Source organism: Methylomonas lenta, assembly GCF_001644015.1.
GTDB lineage: Bacteria > Pseudomonadota > Gammaproteobacteria > Methylococcales > Methylomonadaceae > Methylomonas > Methylomonas lenta.
The window spans coordinates 1-21,685 of record NZ_LUUI01000163.1; the positions used below are offsets into that span (position 1 = coordinate 1).

The following is a 21,685-nucleotide window of genomic DNA, read 5'->3' on the forward strand; positions in this document are numbered from 1 at the left end:
CGCACAGGGGGTAATCACACCGGTTTTCACCGTTTGAAAATCTGACAACAGTCATCTGGCGTGCTGCCTGGACTAAGTGCTCGTAAGTTTTCATCATTCCATCCTGTCGATTTCGTGCCAGGGTGTGCGACATGCACAGACCCAGGGGTGTGCGCCCCGCACAGGGGCATTACTTGTGTTTACGCGTTTTGTTGAGCGCCTCTCTGAGTTGTTGGGTAGGTTTTGTTTGGCATGCTTTGTCGGCAGATGGGTTCACTGAGCCCTTTTTCAACTCACTCATCGCAGCCAATTCTTGCTGTTTCTGTCTAACCTGCTGATCCGTGCGCTGCTTACGTTCGCGATTGTCCCGATAGCGAATATTCAAACTCGTCAATACCGGATTGCCTTTGGCTTGTTCGTGGCATAACCAGCCAAGAAAGGCCACCGGGTTTCGAATCGGCTTGCTGCTGGTGCGTTTGGCTTGCATTTGTGCCGCAGTTTCATCCAGGATCGCCTGGCGTAATTCGGAGGCGACTTGTTTCAGGTACAATTCGGCAAGCTCGCGCTCGCTGGCATTGAAGTCCGGGGGATGCGTCAGCGGGTCGCACACCTCATCGGTTAATTTTTTTGTCTGAAGCACTGAATCAGTTGTGGTAGTTGTTGTTTTATTTAAATAACTACTACAACTACTACTACAACTACTACTTGTAGTAGTTATATAGGGCCTTCGGTTAAAAAATTTAACCGCACCGCTAAGCTCTTGTTTTTTATTGCTTTCGGCTTGATCCAAACCCGGGTTAAAAAACTTAACCCGGTCGTTTTTAGCCAAGTTCATTTTTTTAACCTGGGTTTTTTGCGCCAGGTTAAGTTTTTTATCCTGGTTTTGAGCCAGGTTAACTAAATTAACCCGGTGCTGAGGGTTAAACGTATGCATCCGGTTTTGACCGTTCACCTGCTGAAAGAAATCATTCATGATTCCTCTGCCCCCTTGCTCATCCAAAAACCCAGGTTGGCTGGTTATTGTGTTATTGATCGATTGCCAGAGATTTTGCGAGAGGTGTCTGATTTGCGGATGCTGGTGTTGGCGTTGTTGCTTGATGAAGGTGAGGTAATTCGGATCCAGATAGATGGCATCAGCTAAGGCCAGAGGACTGTCATGGATTGCATAAATATGGCCTTTGAATTGGCCTGCCTCATTGCGCAGTTCTGAGCACAATGACATCCAGCGGGTTAAACGCAGCACGTACAACACTTTTGAGACGGTTGGTTTGGAGACGCCTAATTGACGTTGTAATAACCGGTGCAATGACAGGATTACCGCAGAGCCGGTCATGGCCTGGGTTCGAATCAGCCCCCAACAACGCACATCGATCGCCTCTAAATCAGGGTCGCACCAGATGGCGCGTGGAATCGCATCTTGCCATTGGCCGATATAAAGCAGTGAGTCGTGCTTTGCACCGTGGGCTGAGGTCTCAGGCGTTAAGTGCGCCAGTTCTTGGGAAATCTGCCGGGCCAGTTGCTGGATCGCGGCAGAGATCGAATGTGTGGCAGGGACCGTCATGGTTGAAAATCCAGCATTTAGTCTGACCGGTATCCGTTAACAACGACCGTCAAGGTCACTGGCAAACCAGTTCTGAATCAAGGGCCAGATGGCGCTGATTTTGATCTGCGTTTGTTGATGCACATAAAGCAAACGTTCGGCTATACCCAGCGGTTCCTGTTCGGTGGCTTTCCAGAGTTCCCATATTTTGACTTGTTCAGCTTCCGTCGGAATAAACGGTCTGCCATCGGCTTTGGGTAGATTTAAGTATTTTCGATAATTGGCAGTATCGGCACTGGTTAAGCCAAACAGCGTGCGCATGACGGGTAATGAGGCACCTGCCGTCAACAGTTGCAGGATCAATTCCCGCTGCCGAATACGCTGGCCACAGACCAGCATGGCGGTATCCAGGGCATCGGCGTCAAACAGGATGCGCATATAACGGGCCTTGGTGGTCATTGCCATTTCATGGATTTCCTGAGTACTCAGCGCTAGGATTTTTTCAATTTGGTCATTGCGTAGCCCCAGTTGATGAGGCGTTTCAAAGTCGCCTTCCGCCGCCATACGCGACACAAACATCAAGGTATGCAAGGCAAATTCGGCTTGGTAGTTCATGGTGACCTCCATGCTAGGAAGGCCCTGAGGGCCAAAGCTGTGAATTGGAAAATTGTTGGCGAATCAGACGACAGGTTTCGATCAGCTGGCAGATATCAGCAAACACCGGATCCTTGATGAGGGCGGAATTCTGTAATACTTCGTGCGGGTAGTGAGACAGACTGGGTGCCGGTCCCACTAACTGTTGCAGTTCGGCCGCATCCTCAGCTTGATAGAGCTGATACAAGGCGGTCTGTTGCCACAGTGGCATACGTTCTGGACTGACGCTTTGTTCAGAAATCCCCAGCAATAGCCACCACACGCCCCAGGTATCATGTGCGGTGAAGGCCGACGGCGGTTTTTCGATAATAAAGCCCAAGCCTTGGCGGATCGGTAACACACTCGCTTCGAGCTGTATCGATTTAGCGATACGTTGGGCTAACCCATAGGTTCGGTCATACAGTGCCTGGATAGTGGCGGGCCGATTTAGTGGTTTGGCGCCGATTGAATTGAGAGCATCTGGTTGGGGTTTGCCGGGATTCTGTGGCTGTTTATCGTCAGTTGTTGGGGTGTCATGCGCAAAATCCGCTGGGTTTTGACTTTGTGTGACTGCGTTGGCATTAGCCTCAGCAGGAACTTGCCCCGGATCATCCGGCCCGTCATCCTCGGTGGCTGGCTGATTGAATAGTAAGGCATCAATCTCCAAACGCAGCCGATTAACGCTGATATTGAGCATCGGCGCCAGTTGTTTATCCAGCTCTCGACGTACTGCGTCAAAATTCCACTGTTCATCATCAAAGCTCGACAAGGTATGCGCAAATAATGCGGCAAATTGCTGAGGTTTGTCCTGACAGAGCCGCTGGTAGGCTTTTTCGGTGTTTTTGATGCTATCGATCCGATTGGCACCCAGGCCGTTACGCAACGTGTTTGGAATCAACTGATCCAATTCCAGGGCATATTCAAACCGAATTAAATGCCGCCTGGATAGGCTATAGCCCAAGGCTTTAATCCGTTTACACAATTCAGTGCGGGAAAAGGATTGCTGGCACTCAGTTTCCAGCTGGCGGCGTAATTCCCTGATCGCGTAAGCTTTATCAATCAGGGTCATCTCGCCGCGTAATTCATTTTCAATCAGATGCGCGGAGAGGATGGCGGCTTCCGATTGCCAGGGCACGTATAAGCAATGCACCGTATTGAACGCGTCATCGCCGGTCTCGGCATAGAGTTCATTTAGGATGGCCAACCGGGTATTACCGCCGGCCTGAATTATATAGCGCTCTTCACCCGGCCGCTGCGTCACCGTGAAAGGGTTGTTCAAGCCGCGCTGCTCGCGGATCGAGGCTTTGATGTCCTCATAGAGTGGGTTTCTTACCCGTCTGGGGTTGTGATCGTAGGGTTTGATATGTGCCAGTGTTAATATCAGCTGAACGGGCGTGAGCGTATCGGCAGCAGCGATACCGTCATCGTCAGTATCCGATGTAAAATGCCCTTCCAACAGTAAATCTTTGAGCTGATCCTGATTCGGCCGCTTGATCCGGGTCGTCATGGTCTGGCCTCTTGCTCAAGCCCCGCCACATCCAAATCAGGTAAGTTGGGGATGAGTTCCTGAGCCAGGGCTTGCATGGTCTCTAATGCGCTCATGGCTTTGCCTTTGCGGCTGCGCTCAAAACGATGCACCGGCATTTTATGCGTGGCCGCCTCCCGATAAGCAACCGCGTTGGGAATCACGGTATGCAAAATCGTAATCGCGCCTTTGCTGGGCAGAAAGGCGGCTTTACGTAATTCATCGGCAATATTGCGCGCATCGATGGTTCGATCTTGCCGGTAAATGACACCGCGTAACGGTCCGATCGGTGCGCCCAGCCGGGCCATCGGCTCCAGGCGTTGAATCATTGCAACGGTGCCGCGTACAAATTCTCGGGCCGATAAGATTTCCGGCGGAATTGGCGACAGCATAAAATCGGCGGCTGCCACCGCCGCATCTTGTAAGGGCCCTACCGCGCCCTGGGTATCAATCAGCACAAAATCATAATGCGCTTCCAATGGCATCAAACTGTATTTGAGCCTGACGCGGCCGTCGACCGTATCGCGGATCCAGTCGCGCAATTTACCTTGCGGATCATCGGAGAGAATAATGTCGAGGTTATCAATCCGGGTGTGGCTGATGACGGTATCAACCGCGCTGTTAATCAGAAAATGCTTTAAGCCCTGTTCCGCACGATAGTTGAGTGGGTAGTAGCTGGACAACGTGGGCTGAGGATCGGCATCGATCAACAGCACACGATAGCCAAAATCAGCCAGAATGCCGCCGATATTAGCCGTCAGCGTTGTTTTTCCAACGCCCCCTTTGGTACTGACAATCGTTATTTTAATCATGAATCGACCATCTCAGCCTAGACAGGCTTTTAGAGATGCGCACAGGCCTTTCATGTGCCTGATACACACCATTGCTGTCACTCACCACTTAACGCTAAAATACCATCACTTTCACTAATTAAAAAGTATAGACTTATAATAATTATTTTCACAAATAATCGTTAATGTTTTTTTATTTGTTTATCATTGACTTGTTAACGTACTTTAATATAACAACATACATTTAATGAATCTATTACACGCCGATGCCGATGCTGGTTATGCTTTGATGCGGCTGTCCTTCCTGGAATGGTTAACCATCAAGGAGCCCAGCTTGTTTTCTTTGGCCGATGATCAGGCAGAAAATACTCTGCTATCACTTAAACACGCTGACAGTTTGTCTGCCTATTCATTGCTGGTCGCAGTCGTCAAAGTGGACGACACCCTCTACAAATTGACCGGCAAACAGCGCAAGAAAGACTGGCTGTCCGGCAAGACACCACCCCCCGAATACCTGATCGCCCAGGTCATCGATTTGTCCACGCATGATTTTTTAGCGCTGAATACCGAAGCGCAAAATCGGAGCATAGAAAGCCCACCGTCCAACGAAGCCGTAAAGCTTATTTATGACGAATTAGGCCTGACATTGTCATCTGATCGCTTAAAGGAAGGCTTTATTCTAGAAGCTTTGAATATCGCACTCCGCGGCAGACCCCGCTCAATGCAGGACAAACGCTTTATTTGGGAAAAAGAAGAAATCAACGCCCAAAAAGCCATCCAAGTATTCAGCGAAGAATTACGCTTGATTGATAACTTAAAACCCAAACCTGAAATCTTTGTGTCAGGGGTGCTAGGCGGCGCCCTATTGATGTTAGGCATTAACAAAGATGTTAAGAATTTTTTATGCCGTCTGAATGATGGCCAGGGCGAAACCCGAGACGGCCTTGAAGACCCCATCAGCGGGCTGTTGCGAGCCATTGAGGTGCATAGAATCAGTGATCCGGCAATACCCGCTCGCATGGCGGCTGAACTCTGCAGAAAAACCATTCAGGCCATCCTATTATGGCAAGACGGCCCTGACTCAGCCAAATATTGGCGCAAAAAAATACTCTCCGGCGTAGAACCAAGGCCTTTTATCCGGGAGCTTAAGAGTCTAAAACAAATCAATGAGCAGAAGGATCTCTAAAGCACTGCTGTGCCTGTGGCTGCTACTGACCTACTGTACGGTGCCTGCCCAAGAGCGGCATGTTTTAGTGCTCTATCCGGCCGCCATCCCACCACTTGATTCGATTTACGCCGCCACGATTAAAGGCATTAAAACCAAAGTAAACCCACTCAGCCTGATAGAAATTCCTGAGAATGCTAGCTTTGCTGACGTGCAAGCCAGCCTGGATCAGCAGCGCCCCGATAACATCATTGCCCTGGGCAATCAAGCGGCCGAATTCATCCATCAAAGTCCTTATCGAAGCCAAGCCCTCATCGGCTTGGTCTATTTTAGCGCGGCCGACTACCCTGGTGTAAGCCTGAGGCTAGACAGCCAAGTGCTGGCATCACACCTGCAGCGCCTGACACCCGGCATCAAACGCGTCTTGATCGTCGAAAATAGCACGCACCCTATCCTGCAGCAAAACCCCTCCGCAACCGTTTCGAAACCTTTACTGGAAATCCGGACAGGGAATAATCTTATGGCCACCCTACGCATTCTCGGACAATTACTGGAACAGGAGGCCAAACCCGATGACGCCATCCTAATTCCGGCTGACATCCCTAAAGACATCCTTTACGAAGTTTCTAAAATGGCCTGGCATAAAAATATCATGCTGCTCTCCACCAATTTATCGCATTTGGAATACGGGGTGCTGATGACCTTTAACCCCAACCTGCCCGCCCTGGGAGCGCAATTGGGCGACATGGTGAATCGGCAGACAGTGACGTATGAGCCGGTTAAAACGGTCGACATCGCTTTGAATAAACGCGTTGCACAGCATCTGAATATCCAGTTCGATCCGTCTGTACTGAGCGCATTTTCGCTGGTACTCGAATGAAACGCTTATTCGAAACCCTAAACCGCTTTGACTTTCGGCAACGTTATGACTTGGTCGTGCTGGCTTCGGTTGCCATGGCCGGCATGCTGATTGTCGCTTCGTTATATTTCGCGGCCTATCAATATACCAGCGACTACACCCGCCAATACTGGAAAGCCTATACCCTCACCTTTGCGCACTCGGTTAAATACGGCGTCATCCTGCACGCCACTTCGGTTTCAGAGGCCGTTGTCCAGACCTATGCCAGCGATAGAAATGTAATGAAAGCGTCCGTGTTTGAAAGCCCACAAAGGTTAATCGTGGCTTCCAATCAACAAACCTTTGCCTGCCATCCCATTGAGACAGCCATCATACAAACGCATGTTCGTGATGCTGACGACTTGTGGTGCTTTTATGCCCCACTCTATCAAAATGATGATTATTTAGGTTACGTCGAACTGGTGGTATCCAAGCAGGATCTGGATGCATTTATGCGACAGATTTTGTACGTTTCAGGCCTGATCGTCTTGGTCGTGCTGGTGGTCTTATTTTTGCTGGTGCGACGTTTTGCTGGCATTTTCACCGCACCCCTGTTTGAAATAGTCACCGTCTTACAAAATATGAGTCGCGGACTTCGCGGACATCGGGTCAATTTTCAGGGCGCGCCTGATATTCAGCGGATGAGTGCCGATTTTAATGACATGCTGAGCAAAATCGAACGTAACGAACAGATTCTTGAGCAATGTGTGGCGGATCGTACCAGTGAATTGAAGATAGCCCTGGATAGCAGTCGCGCCGCCAACCACTATAAAAACCAGATCATGACGCTGGTGTCCCATGAAATGAAAACCCCGTTGCACAGCATTGGCGCCTATCTGGAATTGATACAGGCGGCCTTGCCAACAACAGCGGAATTTGATGTATGCCGTTCGTTTCATGCCGGCGCATTGGGACGCACCCAGGATTTGAACGAGTTAATCAATAAGGTACTGATACACGGCAAACTGGAAGCCAACAAAGTGGAATTGACTCAGGAACCTATCGACATCAAAGTGTTGATGGAACACTGCGCTGCAAAGCTTGAACCCGCCCTGACCGGCAACCGCAACCGATTGTCACTAATGGGCGATCCGGGAGTGATCATTATAGACGCCGAGGTGTTACGGCATATCGTTGATAATTTATTGAGCAATGCCTGTAAGTTTACCGCTGATGGCGACATCCAGTTAAGTTGGCGGCACGACGATGAATCAGCCATCATTCAGGTCCGTGACAGTGGCTGCGGCATTCCTACCGAATACCACCATTTAATATTTGAACCTTTCTGGCAAGCGGATATGAGTTTAACCCGCGAACATGGCGGCCATGGCTTAGGGCTTTCCATCAGCAAGCGTTTTATTGAATTGCTAGGCGGTACGATCAGTGTATTTTCTGAGAAGGGTAGAGGTGCACTGTTTACCGTTAAAATTCCCTGGCAATGAGGCTTATTTTTTCATCTTCGGTGAGGTTATTAGGCAGCAAACTTTTCAGTGCAGCCATGATTTCTTTCACCTTACCTCCATCGTTATGACTCAGCGCATAATCCAATAACCAAACCAGATCTCTTAAGGCATTGAGTTTCGCCTCTGCATAATGCGCCTGATGCAGCAGCTTGGATTTATTCAATAATTTTTGGCAAAGGGTTTTTAATGCCTCCAATGAAAATGGCTTACACAGATATTCACTGGCACCGTTCAATAACAACTTGTTTTGCAGCCTGGGCTTATCTAAGGCCGTGACGATGATCACCGACTGATTCTTATTGCGCGCCATCATTTTATTGAGAATGTCTTCACCCGACAGTTTAGGCAACATCAAGTCCAACAACACCAAATCGTGGTGCTTTGTTTCCCAAAGCGCATAGCCAGATAAACCGTCGTAGGCGGTATCGACCTCGTAGAGGTCTTTCAGGGCATGGTATGCCGTTATAGAGGCGTCTTTATCATCTTCGATGATCAGCACCGAATGTCTGGCAGGATTAAGGCATCCGCCAAGCTGCACATTTTCGGGATCATTGACCGCTGCGAGCACACTGGCCAACGCCTCTAATGGCACCACAGTAAAACCATATTCCTTGGCCAATAATTCCGGAATATCGATCTCACAGGTTTCTTTAATCAAAAAAATAGGTCGCGCGTAGGCGCTAAAACGCATCGCATTAATCAGTGTCGATAGCCGCCAGATATCCATGCCCGCGACGGAGTATTCGGCCACGATAAGGTCACAACGCTGGGTGAGTAATGCATCCATCAGTGCTCGGGCCGATGCAACGTGAGCCACTGAATCGGCCTTGATACCGGCCGCAACCAGATGTGCTTCTATAGCCGCTGCATTACTGAATGGATCGGTTACTATCAATACGTTCATGACGATGACTCCAAGGTTACCAGAAGAAGATACCCAAAGATTGCCGCAATTGACAAAGCCCACAAAACCTTCTAACCCAAATTTTTCAGCACCCTAAGGGCTCATCGATAAATAACTTGTACACTTCTACCTGTCAAAATGACCACACGACGAGGATAGAAAAGACTTAATTGAACAAGTTATTTCATAACGGGCCCTAAATTATTCATTACCCTAACAAGGATGAACTGTAGCGATAATATCTTGAGCCGGCTTTAAGGTAATGCTGGCGGCTTCCCGGATCTCACCCGACGTTTTAAACGTAAACGTTCTTAACAGGGTCACGATAATGACCATCATTTCAAGTTCTGCAAAGTGACGACCAATACAGTTATGTAAGCCCCCGCCAAATGGGTAATAGGCGTATTTATGCCGTTTGGCACCCAACCGAGGCATTAAAAAATGTTCAGGATAAAAGTCGTTGGGTTTTTCCCAAAGCCTGGGATGGCGATGCGTGGCATACATGCTCAGAATAATGATGGTATCTTTATCAATGCGCTGCCCTCCTATCTCAACCTTAGCAATCGCCTGGGTTGAAAGCGCTGCGGCCGGCGGATACAGACGTAGGGTTTCATAGAGCACGGCACGGGTATAGGTCAATTTCTCCAAACTCGCGGCATTCAAGGGGTCGTCTTGATATTTTTGGATCTCTTCGCTGACGTGGGCGTGTACGTTTTCGTGCCTGCCCAGCAAATAAAAAAACCAGGCCAGCGTATTCAAAGTGGTGTCTTGTCCGGCAAAAAATAAGTTAATCGATTCATCCGTCAACAGCGCCGCGGTCATGCGATAACCGGTCTTGATATCGACAGCCTGTTGCATGGCCGAAATCAGACTCGGCTCCAATCCAGTCTGCTTCTGGATAATTTCCTGGCTGACAAAATCCGATAGATAATTTACTGCAGCCTGGTAAGCGCGACTTTTGGATGGCATCAACTTCATCAATTTGCCATTACTAATCATTTCAGCCACTAAATGCGGCAATAACCCTGTGCTGATGATTTCAATAGCCTGAATTAATGCCTGACTATTGGGTAGCGTGTCGACAGAGCGGCCGGTTAAGACCTGAATAAAAATTCTTTGAATCAGGCGTTTCAGCGACTTGGAAAGATTGATCGTCCCCGGGGCTACCGAAAGCAATTTGGTATTTGCGTTCACCGCTTCATCGATAAAGACCTTCTCCCATGCAGCAATTGCCTCCTTGGTAAAAATCGGCTGCATTAAACGTCGTTGCTGGGTCCAAGTATCACTTTTGCTGTTGATGAGGCCATCACCAAACAACGATTTTTTAGCCTCATACAGAAAATCTCGACTTAACAAGCCCCTGGCTTCTTGTGCATAAACAGCCTCAATCAGCTCAGGATGGCAGACAAACAGGAGTTTCTTATTGAAAAAACGACCTAGTACCAGATCACCGTGTCGCTGATGTAGAGACGTTAGTGTTTTTACGGGCCGACTTAAAGATCTCAGCAGAGGAAGCATGAGAGAAGGTTCCTTGATCAGCGGTAACGGCGTGCTTAAAACGTCCATTTAATCTGCCCTATGATAGAACGCTCGAAAACGGGCACATCGCCCGGCAATAACGTTGGATTTAAACTCGGCTCCTTGGCAGGACTGCCGAAGATATTATTGGCTCTCACCACGAACGCTAATGGCTTTGCGACCTGCGTCGACAGGGTGAGCCCTGCGGTAAAATAACCGACTAACGGGGGGCGCGGATCATTTTCAGGACGATTGCGCTCACCGATCCAATCAAGTTGCGTCCCGATTCGCCAGTCTTTGACAAATTCCCAGTTGATGAGTGATTTGACCATATGCTTTGGCAATAGACCGGTTTGATTACTCTCACTCACGCCGTGATAGCTGTAATTAACTGTAAAATTAAAGTTATCAGTCAAGGCATAACGCATTTCGGTTTCCAAGCCTATGCCATTGATTTTTGGGGCGTTGGTGAAAGCCACGGGGTTAGGTGAAACAGCGTTCATTGAGGTTAAGCTTGAATCGCTGACAGAGGTAATTAAATTATCGAATTCAAACCAGTACACATTAGCGGAAGTCGTAAGACCGGGCGACCATTTATTTTCAATCTGAAACTCTAACGTATTTACCGATTCTGACTTGATATGGGTGTCGGGCGTTAAGGGCAGGTTTTTTTCAAGAAAGGACGGTGGTCGAAATGAGCGACTGTAAAGCAGTTTGGCAGTGAGGTTGTTGTTCACATTCCAAACCAACGAAACGCGTGGGCTGATGCCATCCAAGACATCGGAATAATAATCGTAACGCAAGCCGCTGGTCAGATAAAAATCATTGGCGAAGTTCCATTCATCCTGGAATAAGGCATAAAAATTCGTGCGATTTTTTGAGCTTAAAATCGGGTCTGCGCCAAATGCCGACACGTCCGTTAAAGGGACTTGCGCGACAAAGTTGGGCGTAATCAGGTAGTTGATTTTATTACTGACGTCACTCACCCACGTATAGATGATACCCGTGCCCACTATCACTTTATGCCGCTGAATTCCGGCATAATTTAATTGATTGGTTAGCCCGGTCGTACCCTGAAAATTAGTCGCTTGGCTTTCCGCACCCTGAGGCAGCAGACCTCCGAAGGTGCCTGCGGGTAACAGATTATAATGCCATTGCGTGTTTTGCCCGATAAAATAGACTGTTGTATCCAGGCCCAATGCATCCGATAGCTGATGCTGCATTGTAAGATCAAGATTATATATATCTTCATTAGCTGCGCCTTTCGGGTCTAACGCGAGCGCTGCACCTTCCCCCGTCTGGACATTATTGAATCGTTGATAGCCCATTCTAAGCCTGAGCCAATCCTGGTAAGCCACATCTATTCGCGCATCGATATCATCACGGCCAAAGTTTGTGGGTCCAGGCGCATAGGAGACCGCTGTACCAAACAACCCATCCAACACGGTTTGGGTATCTCGCGCTATCAGCCCCTGGTCACCGCCGGTTGTTCCGCCTTGTAAAGAGACGGCATATTCCCACTCTGTTTCTTTTTGGCCATATTGCGCCCATCCCTCGTAGGTATCTTGACTCCCCAAGAAGCCACCGACATAGCCGCCGTTGATTTCACCACCGGTTTTAGTAATGATATTGATGACCCCTGTCGTGGCATCACCACCATAAAGCATAGACCCCGGACCTCGGATAATTTCAATATGCGATATATTCTTGACCGGCATGGTCCAGGCCAGCGGCTTGCCGCCAATTGCAGTATTTCTGAGGGGAATACCATTGACTAACAGTAGAACCTGGGTATTGGCTTCGGAATAGATACCTCGAAACCCAACCACTTTATTGCCGGCCCGGGCGGTGCTCACATGGATGCCAGGCAGGTATTCCAACACATCCTCTAAACGCCGTGCGCCAATAGCTTCAATGTCTTCTCGGGTGATGACCGAGGTTACACTAGGCGTAAGATTTTTCGGTACGGGATGACCCGAGGCTATGGATATCATTTTGTCACTACCGTACACCAACTCCAAGTCGTCCATAGCTCGGATGGTTTCAGGTAATAAAATGACGAAAATCAGTAGTGGCTTTGTCATTTTCATGCCGCACCCTCTTAGCGATTATTTACTTTTTCTTAAGAATCTTTTAACCAGTTGAAAACATAAATAATTGTATATGCTGTTCATTGCATCTACTTGCGATAAAGTCTATATAACTAATTTACTCCTCGCAAGCATTTTTTGCTTTCGGCAATACACTGAACCACCTATCAATTGCCACACCCCCGCCCTGGCAACAAGTAGCTCAAATCAGATACAGCAACACCCTCATGAAATCTTGATAGCCAGACAATCAACAACATCATTGAATCAAGGAAGCATCTACTGAAATACTGAATAGAAGACTGCATTAAAAACTCTTCGCAAAACAATTTAGGGTTTTCAATGGTTTTTCTTGATCAATTCATAAATTATAGATCTAAAGACCTTATGACGATATTTGATTCAATAAAACTGCCCGTAATGCTTACACATTCTGGAAAGAGGATTTTATGAATAAGCCAGCTTTAGTATATCTTCGACCCAAATCTGCCGCTGAATATTTAGGCATTAGTATCGCAACATTCTGGCGCCTAGTCGCTAAAGGTAAAATACCTACCGCCAAAATAAGCTCACGCACAACCGTTTGTAAAAGAGAAGATCTTGACGACCTAATTGACTCTGCACTATAAGATACAGCCATCATTTTCTTAAACAACAATCTTCAAGCCTCCGGTAAATAGGCTTTAGAGACATATCGCCCCAAATAGCGCTTTACTAAACAAAGCCAAACGATGACGCCGAAGTTTTATCTTTAAGAATTCTGCCCTGAAGCAAAACCAACCACACCGATATAGATCGAAACCCCTAAGCATGTTTCTGACAAATTTTTCTAGCTTGCGGAAAACGATCGCAAAGAATTGCGACCTGATAAGGGCGGATAAAAAGCGATAAATGAATTTTGGCTAAGATGGCTTTGAATTTTATTCCCAATACTGGAAACAAGAAGCACTTAAAAACCGCGCTTGCCTACTAAATTTAAAGTTATTGCTCAAAGCGACATTGAACGCGACATTAACAAATACAACAGCCAAAAAAAAGGGCCTACATTGCTGTAAGCCCTTGATATATTTGGCTCCCCCGGACGGGCTCGAACCGCCGACCTAGTGATTAACAGTCACCCGCTCTACCGACTGAGCTACAGGGGAATAATATTTATTTCTCAATATGGCGCGCCCGGAGAGATTCGAACTCCCGACCGCTCGGTTCGTAGCCGAGTACTCTATCCAGCTGAGCTACGGGCGCCTGTTTGAGCCGCTTATTATCGTTTTTATTTAATCTTGTGTCAACAACTTTTAAGCATTTTTTATGGCGGAGAGAGAGGGATTCGAACCCTCGATGCGCTTTTGGCACATACTCCCTTAGCAGGGGAGCGCCTTCGGCCTCTCGGCCATCTCTCCTAAACTTTTTAAACCTCGGAAGATTTGGATTCAGATTGCTCCTTTTTAATCCTCTCGTAGATTTCTTCCCTATGAACAGAAACATCCTTCGGAGCATTTACGCCTATCCGAACTTGATTTCCTTTTACGCCGAGTACGGTGACTGTGACTTCGTCACCAATCATTAAGGTTTCCCCCACTCTACGAGTCAAGATAAGCATAACATCTCCCTTCATGTCCAAAACACTTTGTTTCTAAAACAAACTGAGCTGACAATTATATTATCTTTTTAAAAAAAAGAAAGTTAATTTATCGTTCTTTAGCAGACTAAAAGCTATCATCCTGTAATATACAGATTAATTATTTAAAACTGAGAAATATTATGCTGATTCAGTGGTACCCAGGCCATATGCACAAGGCTAGCAAAGAAATCAAACAAGCCCTGCCTAACATTGACTTACTTATAGAAATTCTCGACGCGCGCATTCCCTATAGCAGCCAAAATCCAATGCTGGCGGAGCTTCGCGGCGACAAACCCACGATACGCGTATTAAGCAAAACGGATCTTTCCGATCCGGAAGTTACTCGGCAATGGCAAATTCATTTAGAACAGGAGCTGGCTGTTAAGTCACTCGCCGTTACCACACAACAACCCGATAAGATCAAACAAATTATAGACTTATGCGGCAAAATGCTGCCGGAAAAAAACGCTAGCAATAAAGTCATTCGCACAATGATTATGGGCATACCCAACGTAGGTAAATCGACTATTATCAATATTCTGGCTGGCCGCACCATCGCCAAAACCGGCAACGAACCCGCAGTCACCAAACATCAACAACGAATCAATTTGCAAAATAATATCGTGTTATCCGATACACCTGGCGTACTGTGGCCAAATGTGGAAAACCGTAACAGTGGCTACCGCTTAGCGGTAACAGGCGCCATCAAAGACACAGCCTTTCAACATGACGACATCGCTTTATTTGCCCTGGAATATTTGTCTAAAACCTACCCTGAGCTATTAAAAAATCGCTATCAATTGGACATTTTGCCAACTGAAGCACTGAACTTGTTAGAAGCCATTGGTAAAAAACGCGGCTGCCTTCGCGCAGGCAAGCAAGTCGACCTGGATAAGGCAGCGAAACAGTTTGTAACAGAGCTTAGAGCAGGCACCATTGGCCCCATCAGCCTGGAAACACCTAATATGATTGCAACCGAGATGTTAGAACTGGCTGCAATCAGAGAAGAAAAGGCTGCCAAAAGAGCCAACCGACGCAGAAGATAACTTAAGACGCTAATAACATATTGTCCAGCGACTTTTTCGCCATTGCAGCTTGCTCAGCAGGCACCGAAATCTGATTAACCACATGCCCTGCCGCTAAGTTTTCTAACACCCAAGCCAGATGCTGCGGATCGGTACGGAACATCGTCGAACACATACTGAGGGTCGGCGACATAAAGTGCACGCTTTTACCCTGAGCCTTGCATTCCTGATTGAGCCGGTTAACCAAATTTAGCTCGGTGGCGACCAACCATCGCGTATTAGCTTCGGCTTCTCGGACAATTTTTAAAATCATCTCGGTAGAACCGATGTGGTCAGATTTCTGACACACTTCAAAACAGGCTTCCGGATGGGAAATAACAATAGTTTCCGGATATTTTTCCTTGAACGCATCAATTTGTTCGGGCTGAAAGGCCTGATGCACGGAGCAATAGCCTTTCCACAAAATAATCTTGGCATCGCGAATTTGTTGCTCCGTCAAGCCACCTTGCGGCTTATTAAAATCCCAAACCACCATTTGCTCCAATGGGATACCCATTCGATAGCCGGTATTGCGACCTAAATGTTGATCGGGGAAAAACAAGACTTTTTCGCGCTTGGCAAAACTCCAGTTCAAGATTTTTTCGGCGTTGGACGAGGTACAGACTATGCCCTCATGCTCTCCGCAAAAAGCTTTTAAATCGGCAGCGGAATTGATATAGGTCACGGGTGTTACCGTATTTTCCACATCAATAATCCTGGCCAGCTCATCCCAACACTGTTGTACTTTGACGGTATTTGCCATGTCCGCCATAGAACAGCCTGCCGCCATATCCGGTAAAATCGCCATTTGTTCGGGGCGAGACAAAATATCTGCCACTTCCGCCATAAAGTGGACACCGCAAAATACAATGAACTCAGCTTCAGACTGCGACGCTTCGCGGGACAACTTTAACGAGTCCCCAAATATATCCGCATGTTTGAAAACTTCATCGCGCTGGTAATGATGACCTAAGATGATGCAACGCTTGCCTAGCTTAGCTTTTGCTGCGCTTATACGCGCATCGCATTCGGCATCGTCTAGCAAGGCATAGTCATGGATGGGTAAGGGAGTGGAAGTCATTATTCAAACCTAAAACAAATGAAGCTTTTCTTTAAAATCATACCGGCCGGCAGAAAACCTAATACAAGGCACTTTGCAACAGACTCATGACACCAGGACCGCCTTGTCCTTGCACATATTCCAAAACTACCGGTACAAATTGGCTAATCATATTCGTATCCATACCCAAGGTCTTAAATGACCCTGCCAAAGTAGCCAAACTACCCAGGCCATTGGCTTGATCCCCCATTAAGTCAGCAGCGTTGCCCAACCAAGAGCTTGATGACGAGCCAGACGACTGCGGCACCGCAGACAGATATTGATCCATATCAGGCACACTGCCGCTAAGCTGCATAAAATCAGCTGGACTCATGCGCTGCCGAGCCAGAGAAAAAATAGAGCCAGCCCCACCCATCGCCTGCTGAGAATTGATCCCTAGCTGATCAACCAGCACATTCACCAAACCCGACTCAGATCCGGCATTTGCTACCGCACCGGCATTAACTGCTGATTGAGCAACCGAATTTTGCGTGACTGCTTGAGCTAAAATCTGCCCGGTAGATTGTTGCGTGGACGCACAAGCCGTCAGCGACAACACAGTGCCGAAAACAGCAAACGACTTAAAATTATGCATAAGCACAAACTCCGGGAAAATTAATCAAAATATTAATCGGCGCATAGTTTTTGCTATACGCCGACGATTTAGGCTTTGTTTTCAGCATTCTCAGTCGGTTTTCTCAGCCTGATACCCAATTCTTTCAATTGCTCATCACTAACCAAAGCTGGCGCATTGAATAATGGACAAGCCGCTGTTTGGGTTTTAGGGAAAGCAATCACGTCGCGAATCGAGCTAGCGCCGGTCATTAACATCACTAAACGATCCAAACCAAACGCAATACCACCATGCGGAGGAGCACCATATTTCAGAGCATCCAGCAAGAAGCCGAATTTTTCCCGCGCTTCTTCGTGGCCGATACCTAAAATAGCAAACACGATTTGTTGCATTTCGGTACGGTTTATCCGGATGGAACCACCGCCAACTTCGGTACCATTCAATACCAAGTCGTAAGCACGAGACAATGCTTCGCCGGGCTTGGCTTTTAATTCTTCCACCGAGCAGCTAGGCGCGGTAAATGGATGATGAATCGCGTTATAACGTTGAGCTTTGTTATCCCAGGCAAACATAGGAAAATCCACTACCCACACCGGTTTCCAGTCAGCTGTCAGCAGGTTGCGATCCAGGCCTAATTTAACTCGCAACGCACCCATGGCTTCGTTAACGATATCGGTCTTGTCTGCACCAAAGAAAACCAGGTCGCCGTTTTGCGCACCGACTTTTGCCATCACTTTGGCCCAGACTTCATCAGGGGCAAATTTGACAATGGGTGATTGCAAGCCTTCTACACCAGCCGCCAAATCATTGACCTTGATATAAGCCAAGCCTTTGGCACCGTAGATAGCGACGAATTTGGTCAGCTCGTCAATAACACTACGACTCATCTCACTACCTTCAGGCACTCGCATGGCTACCACGCGACCATGCGGATCGTTAGCCGGGCCTGAGAACACTTTAAAATCCACTTCGCGCATTTCTTCGGCGATATCGACCAGTTCTAATGGAATCCGCAAATCAGGACGATCAGAACCATAACGACGCATCGCTTCGGCATAACTCATCACCGGAAATTGATCACCCAGATCAACATTGATAATGTCCTTGAACAGGCGACGAATCATTTCCTCCATGATGGACATAATTTGCTGCTCATTCATGAACGAGGTTTCGATATCCAACTGAGTAAATTCCGGCTGTCTATCGGCACGTAAATCTTCATCGCGGAAACAGCGCACTACTTGGTAATACCGTTCCATACCGGCGATCATCAGCAACTGTTTGTACAATTGCGGCGATTGCGGTAAGGCAAAAAACGAATTGGGATGGGTGCGACTAGGCACGATGTAATCGCGCGCACCTTCCGGGGTCGCCTTGGTCAAATAGGGCGTTTCGATTTCGAAGAATTCGTGCTCATCCAAATAGTGGCGTAAGTGACGCGTGACGTCGCGGCGCACTTTCATTTTGTGCTGCATGGTTGTGCGACGTAAGTCGATATATCGGAAACGCAGACGGGTTTCTTCGTTGACCTCAATATCACTTTCAATCGGGAACGGCGGGGTTTCCGATTCGTTCAGCACTTCGATATGCTTGCCCAGCACCTCGATTTCACCCGTAAACATATTCGAATTATGCGTACCCTCCGGGCGATCGCGCACTACACCTTCTATACGCAAGACATATTCACTGCGCACACTTTCGGCTATCGCAAAGCTATCGGCCAAATCGGGGTCAAACACCACTTGCACCAGACCAGCACGGTCGCGCAAATCGATAAAGATAACGCCACCATGATCACGGCGACGGTGTACCCAGCCGCACAAAGCGACGGTTTGACCAAGATGTTGGGTATTTAATTCTCCACACTTGTGGCTACGCATAGTTGTTCTCAGGTTAATCAAAAGGAAGGATAGAGATGACAGACAAAAGGCTGCTGTTTATCAGTTTCAGCCTCTCGCCTATTGTGCTTAGTGACTATGATTTGTACAGCTACCGCTGCAACCACCAGCAGAGCTACTACTAGGACTGGAGCTTTCGCCAGCGACATTCTTTTTATTACCGCTTTTAAAGTCGGTTTCATACCAGCCAGCGCCCTTTAAACGAAAACCGGCTGCGGAAATTTTCTTTTTCAATTCGGCTTCATTACAGGCAGGACAAACCAGTAACGGCTCGGCACCCAGCTTTTGCAAAGCCTCATGCTGATGACCGCAGGCATTGCATTGATATTCGTAAATCGGCATAAAGCGTCTCCAAATAAAAGATCTAAAACAGGTAGTGAATAGGGCTGATGCTTGAATTTTTCAAGGCCCTTGATGTTAGAATTGCGCCTATTTTAATCGAAGTTGAATGAAGATGGCGCAAAAATGGACAAAATGACAGACAGATTGACAATTGCCCAACCCGACGACTGGCATTTGCATGTCCGCACTGGCTCGATACTCAAAACCGTGCTTGCGCATACTGCACGACAATTCGGCCGCGCCATTATCATGCCCAACCTTAAACCGCCTGTTACAACTGTTGAACATGCAATGGCGTACCGTGCTGAAATCATTGCTGCTTTGCCACAGGAATCAATATTCCAACCCTTGATGACACTGTATTTAACCGGCAATACCAGTGTTGAGGAGGTTAAAAAAGCCGCAGAATCAGAGCATATTTACGCATTTAAATTGTACCCCGCTGGCGCAACCACCAATTCAGACGCCGGGGTTGCCAACATAGCAGCCGCCTACCCTATTTTCGCCGCCATGGAAAAACATAACATACCTTTGCTGATTCACGGCGAAGCGACGAATGCTGAATATGATATTTTCGACCGCGAAAAAATCTTTATTGATAATCAGCTCAGCCAGATTACCCAGCAATTCCCGGCTTTGCGCATTGTTGTAGAACATTTGACGACTGAGGAAGCTGTACAATTTGTCGAATCAAGCAGCGAAAATATCGGCGCCACCATCACCCCACAACATTTACTCTACAACCGTAACGCGATTTTAGCAGGTGGCATTCGTCCACATTTTTATTGCCTACCGATTTTAAAACGCGAACATCATCGCCTAGCGTTGTTAAACGCCGCCACCAGCGGCAACCCCAAGTTTTTCCTTGGCACCGATAGCGCGCCCCACCTGACATCATTAAAAGAAAATGCCTGCGGCTGCGCTGGTTGCTACAGCGCACATGCTGCGCTTGAATTGTATGCTGAAGCGTTTGAACAAGCCGACGCCTTGGATAAGCTAGAAGGTTTTGCTAGCTTTTATGGGGCGGACTTTTACCAATTACCTAGAAACACCCGCACCATCAGCCTGGAAAAACAAAGCTGGACTGTACCTATGGATTACGGTGATAACGATAACCTGATCACCCCATTAAGAGCTGGTGAAAAATTGCATTGGAAAGTATTGGCCACTTAACCCTATCCGGTGGATTACAACCAAGACATGAGCATATCAACCAGAAACAAACTTTGCCTTCCACCCCAAGCTAAACAAAACCAAGATCGATAAAACCAGGTTAATCAACATTTAAACCTCATTTTCAGCAAACCAAACATATTGACAAACTTATGGCGTAAAATTTGCTTTGTACTTAAATAGCCGTATAAATCTAAAGCTACACCGCCATGAAACTTATACGCCACGTCAACCATGAACTATTTCGCTCAGCCTCATCGAGAATCTTGGCTTAGCCTTAAAACAACCACACAAGCCTTGCAACCCCAAAACTCATAGTCAGCAGCAAAAACAACTTATATTTTGGGTTAAAACCTCTTTTTTGAAAAACTTAACAACTTTAAAATTTATAGATTCATGAAAATTTCGGTAGTGGTTCCGGTTCATAACGAAACTGATAATGTTGAAACTCTTATCTCAGAAATTCATCAGTCGCTTCACGCGCAGGATGATTACGAGATGATTTTTGTCGATGATGGCAGCACGGATGATACCTTGCTTAAATTAAAACAGGCCATGCAAACCTATCCTGGTTTACGGGTACTGCAACACCTAAAAAGCTGCGGACAAAGCCGAGCTATTCATAGCGGGGTCATAGCAGCAAAATTTGACTGGATCGCCACGCTGGATGGCGACGGCCAGAACGATCCATCAGATATTCCACAGCTGATGACGGCTTTAAACACTCAAAATTCCGAGAATTTGTGGATGCTGGCCGGATTTAGACACCAACGAAATGACACCGGCTGGCGACGATTTTCCTCAAAATTTGCCAACTCCATCAGACAAGCCATTTTGCACGATAACACGCCCGACACCGGCTGCGGATTAAAGCTATTCCGCCGGGACAAGTTTTTGGCCTTACCGTATTTCGATCATATTCATCGCTTCCTCCCAGCATTGATACAAATGGCTGGCGGCGAAGTGATTTCAGTTAAAGTCAGTCACCGTGCCAGAAGTCATGGCCAATCTAAATACGGCACATTGGACAGATTGCAGGCAGGCATTGTTGATATCTTAGGGGTGATTTGGCTTAAAAAACGTTACAGCTTGGCCATAGTCAGCGAGGTTAACTCGGGGCACTAATACAGCCTAGCTTATGGCGGGCTTTCTGGAGCATGCCTTGTTTTCTGGCCGCTTTCTGGTGCAACGGCTGACCAGTTAGCGACAAAAACAACATGATTCCAGTGAAATTCTGGTATTTCAGCACGCTCAAGTTGCCCACCTGAAAACCCCAGGTTATAGGCAAATCAACAGCCGAGACAACTCATTCGATAGCTGATAGCAACACTTCGTTAACGCAACAAAATCGTCGATTGAAGTGCATTTCAGCCAATCAAATCCTGCGGGTTGTTGCGATTTCAGCCAGACA

At 47.3% G+C, this 21,685-nt stretch carries 19 protein-coding genes and 3 tRNA genes; 7 read left to right on the forward strand and 15 right to left on the reverse strand.

Going from position 1 to position 21,685, the window contains the following annotated elements:
* Positions 1-169 precede the first annotated feature (169 nt).
* From A1359_RS20785 to A1359_RS20800, 4 genes are read right to left on the reverse strand one after another with little or no spacing between them, the layout of a single operon-like run.
* The gene (locus tag A1359_RS20785) at positions 170-1,540 is read right to left on the reverse strand and encodes an STY4528 family pathogenicity island replication protein (RefSeq protein ID WP_066987988.1); all 1,371 of its coding nucleotides are present in this window, start codon (positions 1,538-1,540) and stop codon (positions 170-172) included.
* A gap of 36 nt (positions 1,541-1,576) precedes the next feature.
* Positions 1,577-2,134 (reverse strand): DUF2857 domain-containing protein, encoded by a 558-nt coding sequence (locus A1359_RS20790; protein ID WP_066987990.1) that lies wholly within the window; start codon positions 2,132-2,134, stop codon positions 1,577-1,579.
* A gap of 13 nt (positions 2,135-2,147) precedes the next feature.
* Positions 2,148-3,659, reverse strand: a complete 1,512-nt coding sequence (locus A1359_RS20795; protein WP_066987992.1) for a ParB family protein — start codon at positions 3,657-3,659, stop codon at positions 2,148-2,150.
* The gene (locus tag A1359_RS20800) at positions 3,656-4,489 is read right to left on the reverse strand and encodes a ParA family protein (RefSeq protein WP_066987994.1); all 834 of its coding nucleotides are present in this window, start codon (positions 4,487-4,489) and stop codon (positions 3,656-3,658) included. Before A1359_RS20800 ends, A1359_RS20795 begins: the two co-directional genes overlap by 4 nt.
* A 226-nt stretch (positions 4,490-4,715) precedes the next feature.
* Here A1359_RS20800 and A1359_RS20805 point away from each other — a divergent pair, with 226 nt between their 5' ends.
* The 3 genes from A1359_RS20805 to A1359_RS20815 are packed head-to-tail and all read left to right on the forward strand — an operon-like array spanning position 4,716 to position 7,973.
* Positions 4,716-5,654 (forward strand): hypothetical protein, encoded by a 939-nt coding sequence (locus A1359_RS20805; RefSeq protein WP_066987996.1) that lies wholly within the window; start codon positions 4,716-4,718, stop codon positions 5,652-5,654.
* Positions 5,635-6,513 carry a type 1 periplasmic-binding domain-containing protein gene (locus tag A1359_RS20810; protein WP_066987998.1) on the forward strand — a complete coding sequence of 293 codons (879 nt, stop codon included), beginning with the start codon at positions 5,635-5,637 and terminating at the stop codon, positions 6,511-6,513. Before A1359_RS20805 ends, A1359_RS20810 begins: the two co-directional genes overlap by 20 nt.
* Complete coding sequence (locus A1359_RS20815; RefSeq protein WP_066988000.1) at positions 6,510-7,973, forward strand: sensor histidine kinase; 1,464 nt, start codon at positions 6,510-6,512, stop codon at positions 7,971-7,973. The genes A1359_RS20810 and A1359_RS20815 overlap by 4 nt, the downstream gene beginning before the upstream one ends.
* Here A1359_RS20815 and A1359_RS20820 read toward each other — a convergent pair.
* The 3 genes from A1359_RS20820 to A1359_RS20830 all read right to left on the reverse strand — a co-directional run bounded on the left by A1359_RS20820 (position 7,954) and on the right by A1359_RS20830 (position 12,506).
* Complete coding sequence (locus A1359_RS20820) at positions 7,954-8,898, reverse strand: response regulator (RefSeq protein ID WP_066988002.1); 945 nt, start codon at positions 8,896-8,898, stop codon at positions 7,954-7,956. The genes A1359_RS20815 and A1359_RS20820 overlap by 20 nt on opposite strands.
* 213 nt (positions 8,899-9,111) lie before the next feature.
* Complete coding sequence (locus A1359_RS20825) at positions 9,112-10,464, reverse strand: cytochrome P450 (protein ID WP_066988004.1); 1,353 nt, start codon at positions 10,462-10,464, stop codon at positions 9,112-9,114.
* Entirely contained in the window at positions 10,452-12,506 is a 2,055-nt protein-coding gene (locus A1359_RS20830) for a TonB-dependent receptor plug domain-containing protein (protein ID WP_066988008.1), read from the reverse strand. The genes A1359_RS20825 and A1359_RS20830 overlap by 13 nt, the downstream gene beginning before the upstream one ends.
* A 449-nt stretch (positions 12,507-12,955) precedes the next feature.
* Between A1359_RS20830 and A1359_RS23765 the strand changes: the two genes are divergently transcribed.
* Positions 12,956-13,135 carry a helix-turn-helix transcriptional regulator gene (locus A1359_RS23765; protein ID WP_083960751.1) on the forward strand — a complete coding sequence of 60 codons (180 nt, stop codon included), beginning with the start codon at positions 12,956-12,958 and terminating at the stop codon, positions 13,133-13,135.
* Between the two features lie 440 nt (positions 13,136-13,575).
* On the opposite strand, the gene A1359_RS20835 is transcribed toward A1359_RS23765, so the two are convergent.
* The 4 genes from A1359_RS20835 to csrA form a co-directional block, all read right to left on the reverse strand.
* A tRNA-Asn gene (locus A1359_RS20835) sits at positions 13,576-13,651 on the reverse strand.
* 20 nt (positions 13,652-13,671) lie between these two features.
* Positions 13,672-13,748: transfer RNA gene (locus A1359_RS20840), tRNA-Arg, on the reverse strand.
* Between the two features lie 64 nt (positions 13,749-13,812).
* Positions 13,813-13,903: transfer RNA gene (locus A1359_RS20845), tRNA-Ser, on the reverse strand.
* A gap of 8 nt (positions 13,904-13,911) precedes the next feature.
* Positions 13,912-14,103: a carbon storage regulator CsrA gene (gene csrA / locus A1359_RS20850; RefSeq protein ID WP_066988010.1), complete on the reverse strand. Its 192-nt coding sequence runs from the start codon at positions 14,101-14,103 to the stop codon at positions 13,912-13,914.
* Positions 14,104-14,264: 161 nt separating this feature from the next.
* On the opposite strand from csrA, the gene ylqF reads away from it, so the two are divergent.
* The gene (gene ylqF, locus A1359_RS20855; RefSeq protein ID WP_066988012.1) at positions 14,265-15,170 is read left to right on the forward strand and encodes a ribosome biogenesis GTPase YlqF; all 906 of its coding nucleotides are present in this window, start codon (positions 14,265-14,267) and stop codon (positions 15,168-15,170) included.
* A gap of 1 nt (position 15,171) precedes the next feature.
* On the opposite strand, the gene nadA is transcribed toward ylqF, so the two are convergent.
* From nadA to A1359_RS20875, 4 genes are all read right to left on the reverse strand, one after another.
* Positions 15,172-16,269, reverse strand: a complete 1,098-nt coding sequence (nadA, locus tag A1359_RS20860) for a quinolinate synthase NadA (RefSeq protein ID WP_066988014.1) — start codon at positions 16,267-16,269, stop codon at positions 15,172-15,174.
* 58 nt (positions 16,270-16,327) lie between these two features.
* The gene (locus A1359_RS22145; protein ID WP_083960752.1) at positions 16,328-16,882 is read right to left on the reverse strand and encodes a DUF2780 domain-containing protein; all 555 of its coding nucleotides are present in this window, start codon (positions 16,880-16,882) and stop codon (positions 16,328-16,330) included.
* A 68-nt stretch (positions 16,883-16,950) separates the two neighbouring features.
* On the reverse strand, positions 16,951-18,741 hold the full coding sequence (gene aspS / locus A1359_RS20870; RefSeq protein WP_066988018.1) for an aspartate--tRNA ligase: 1,791 nt from the start codon (positions 18,739-18,741) through the stop codon (positions 16,951-16,953).
* 87 nt (positions 18,742-18,828) lie between these two features.
* Positions 18,829-19,101 carry an FmdB family zinc ribbon protein gene (locus A1359_RS20875; protein WP_066988020.1) on the reverse strand — a complete coding sequence of 91 codons (273 nt, stop codon included), beginning with the start codon at positions 19,099-19,101 and terminating at the stop codon, positions 18,829-18,831.
* 123 nt (positions 19,102-19,224) lie between these two features.
* Here A1359_RS20875 and pyrC point away from each other — a divergent pair, with 123 nt between their 5' ends.
* Entirely contained in the window at positions 19,225-20,274 is a 1,050-nt protein-coding gene (pyrC, locus tag A1359_RS20880) for a dihydroorotase (protein WP_269747952.1), read from the forward strand.
* A gap of 396 nt (positions 20,275-20,670) precedes the next feature.
* The gene (locus A1359_RS20885; protein ID WP_066988022.1) at positions 20,671-21,399 is read left to right on the forward strand and encodes a glycosyltransferase family 2 protein; all 729 of its coding nucleotides are present in this window, start codon (positions 20,671-20,673) and stop codon (positions 21,397-21,399) included.
* Positions 21,400-21,685: the final 286 nt, after the last annotated feature.

Coding starts and splice junctions, on each gene's coding strand:
- A1359_RS20875 (WP_066988020.1), bottom strand. CDS start 19,101: ATGCCGATTTACGAATATCAATGCAATGCCTGCGGTCATCAGCATGAG.
- A1359_RS20790 (WP_066987990.1), bottom strand. CDS start 2,134: ATGAACTACCAAGCCGAATTTGCCTTGCATACCTTGATGTTTGTGTCG.
- A1359_RS20795 (WP_066987992.1), bottom strand. CDS start 3,659: ATGACGACCCGGATCAAGCGGCCGAATCAGGATCAGCTCAAAGATTTA.
- A1359_RS20815 (WP_066988000.1), top strand. CDS start 6,510: ATGAAACGCTTATTCGAAACCCTAAACCGCTTTGACTTTCGGCAACGT.
- A1359_RS20885 (WP_066988022.1), top strand. CDS start 20,671: ATGAAAATTTCGGTAGTGGTTCCGGTTCATAACGAAACTGATAATGTT.
- csrA (WP_066988010.1), bottom strand. CDS start 14,103: ATGCTTATCTTGACTCGTAGAGTGGGGGAAACCTTAATGATTGGTGAC.
- pyrC (WP_269747952.1), top strand. CDS start 19,225: ATGGACAAAATGACAGACAGATTGACAATTGCCCAACCCGACGACTGG.
- A1359_RS20825 (WP_066988004.1), bottom strand. CDS start 10,464: ATGGACGTTTTAAGCACGCCGTTACCGCTGATCAAGGAACCTTCTCTC.
- A1359_RS20805 (WP_066987996.1), top strand. CDS start 4,716: ATGAATCTATTACACGCCGATGCCGATGCTGGTTATGCTTTGATGCGG.
- A1359_RS20810 (WP_066987998.1), top strand. CDS start 5,635: ATGAGCAGAAGGATCTCTAAAGCACTGCTGTGCCTGTGGCTGCTACTG.
- A1359_RS20785 (WP_066987988.1), bottom strand. CDS start 1,540: ATGACGGTCCCTGCCACACATTCGATCTCTGCCGCGATCCAGCAACTG.
- A1359_RS20830 (WP_066988008.1), bottom strand. CDS start 12,506: ATGAAAATGACAAAGCCACTACTGATTTTCGTCATTTTATTACCTGAA.
- A1359_RS23765 (WP_083960751.1), top strand. CDS start 12,956: ATGAATAAGCCAGCTTTAGTATATCTTCGACCCAAATCTGCCGCTGAA.
- A1359_RS22145 (WP_083960752.1), bottom strand. CDS start 16,882: ATGCATAATTTTAAGTCGTTTGCTGTTTTCGGCACTGTGTTGTCGCTG.
- aspS (WP_066988018.1), bottom strand. CDS start 18,741: ATGCGTAGCCACAAGTGTGGAGAATTAAATACCCAACATCTTGGTCAA.
- nadA (WP_066988014.1), bottom strand. CDS start 16,269: ATGACTTCCACTCCCTTACCCATCCATGACTATGCCTTGCTAGACGAT.
- A1359_RS20820 (WP_066988002.1), bottom strand. CDS start 8,898: ATGAACGTATTGATAGTAACCGATCCATTCAGTAATGCAGCGGCTATA.
- ylqF (WP_066988012.1), top strand. CDS start 14,265: ATGCTGATTCAGTGGTACCCAGGCCATATGCACAAGGCTAGCAAAGAA.
- A1359_RS20800 (WP_066987994.1), bottom strand. CDS start 4,489: ATGATTAAAATAACGATTGTCAGTACCAAAGGGGGCGTTGGAAAAACA.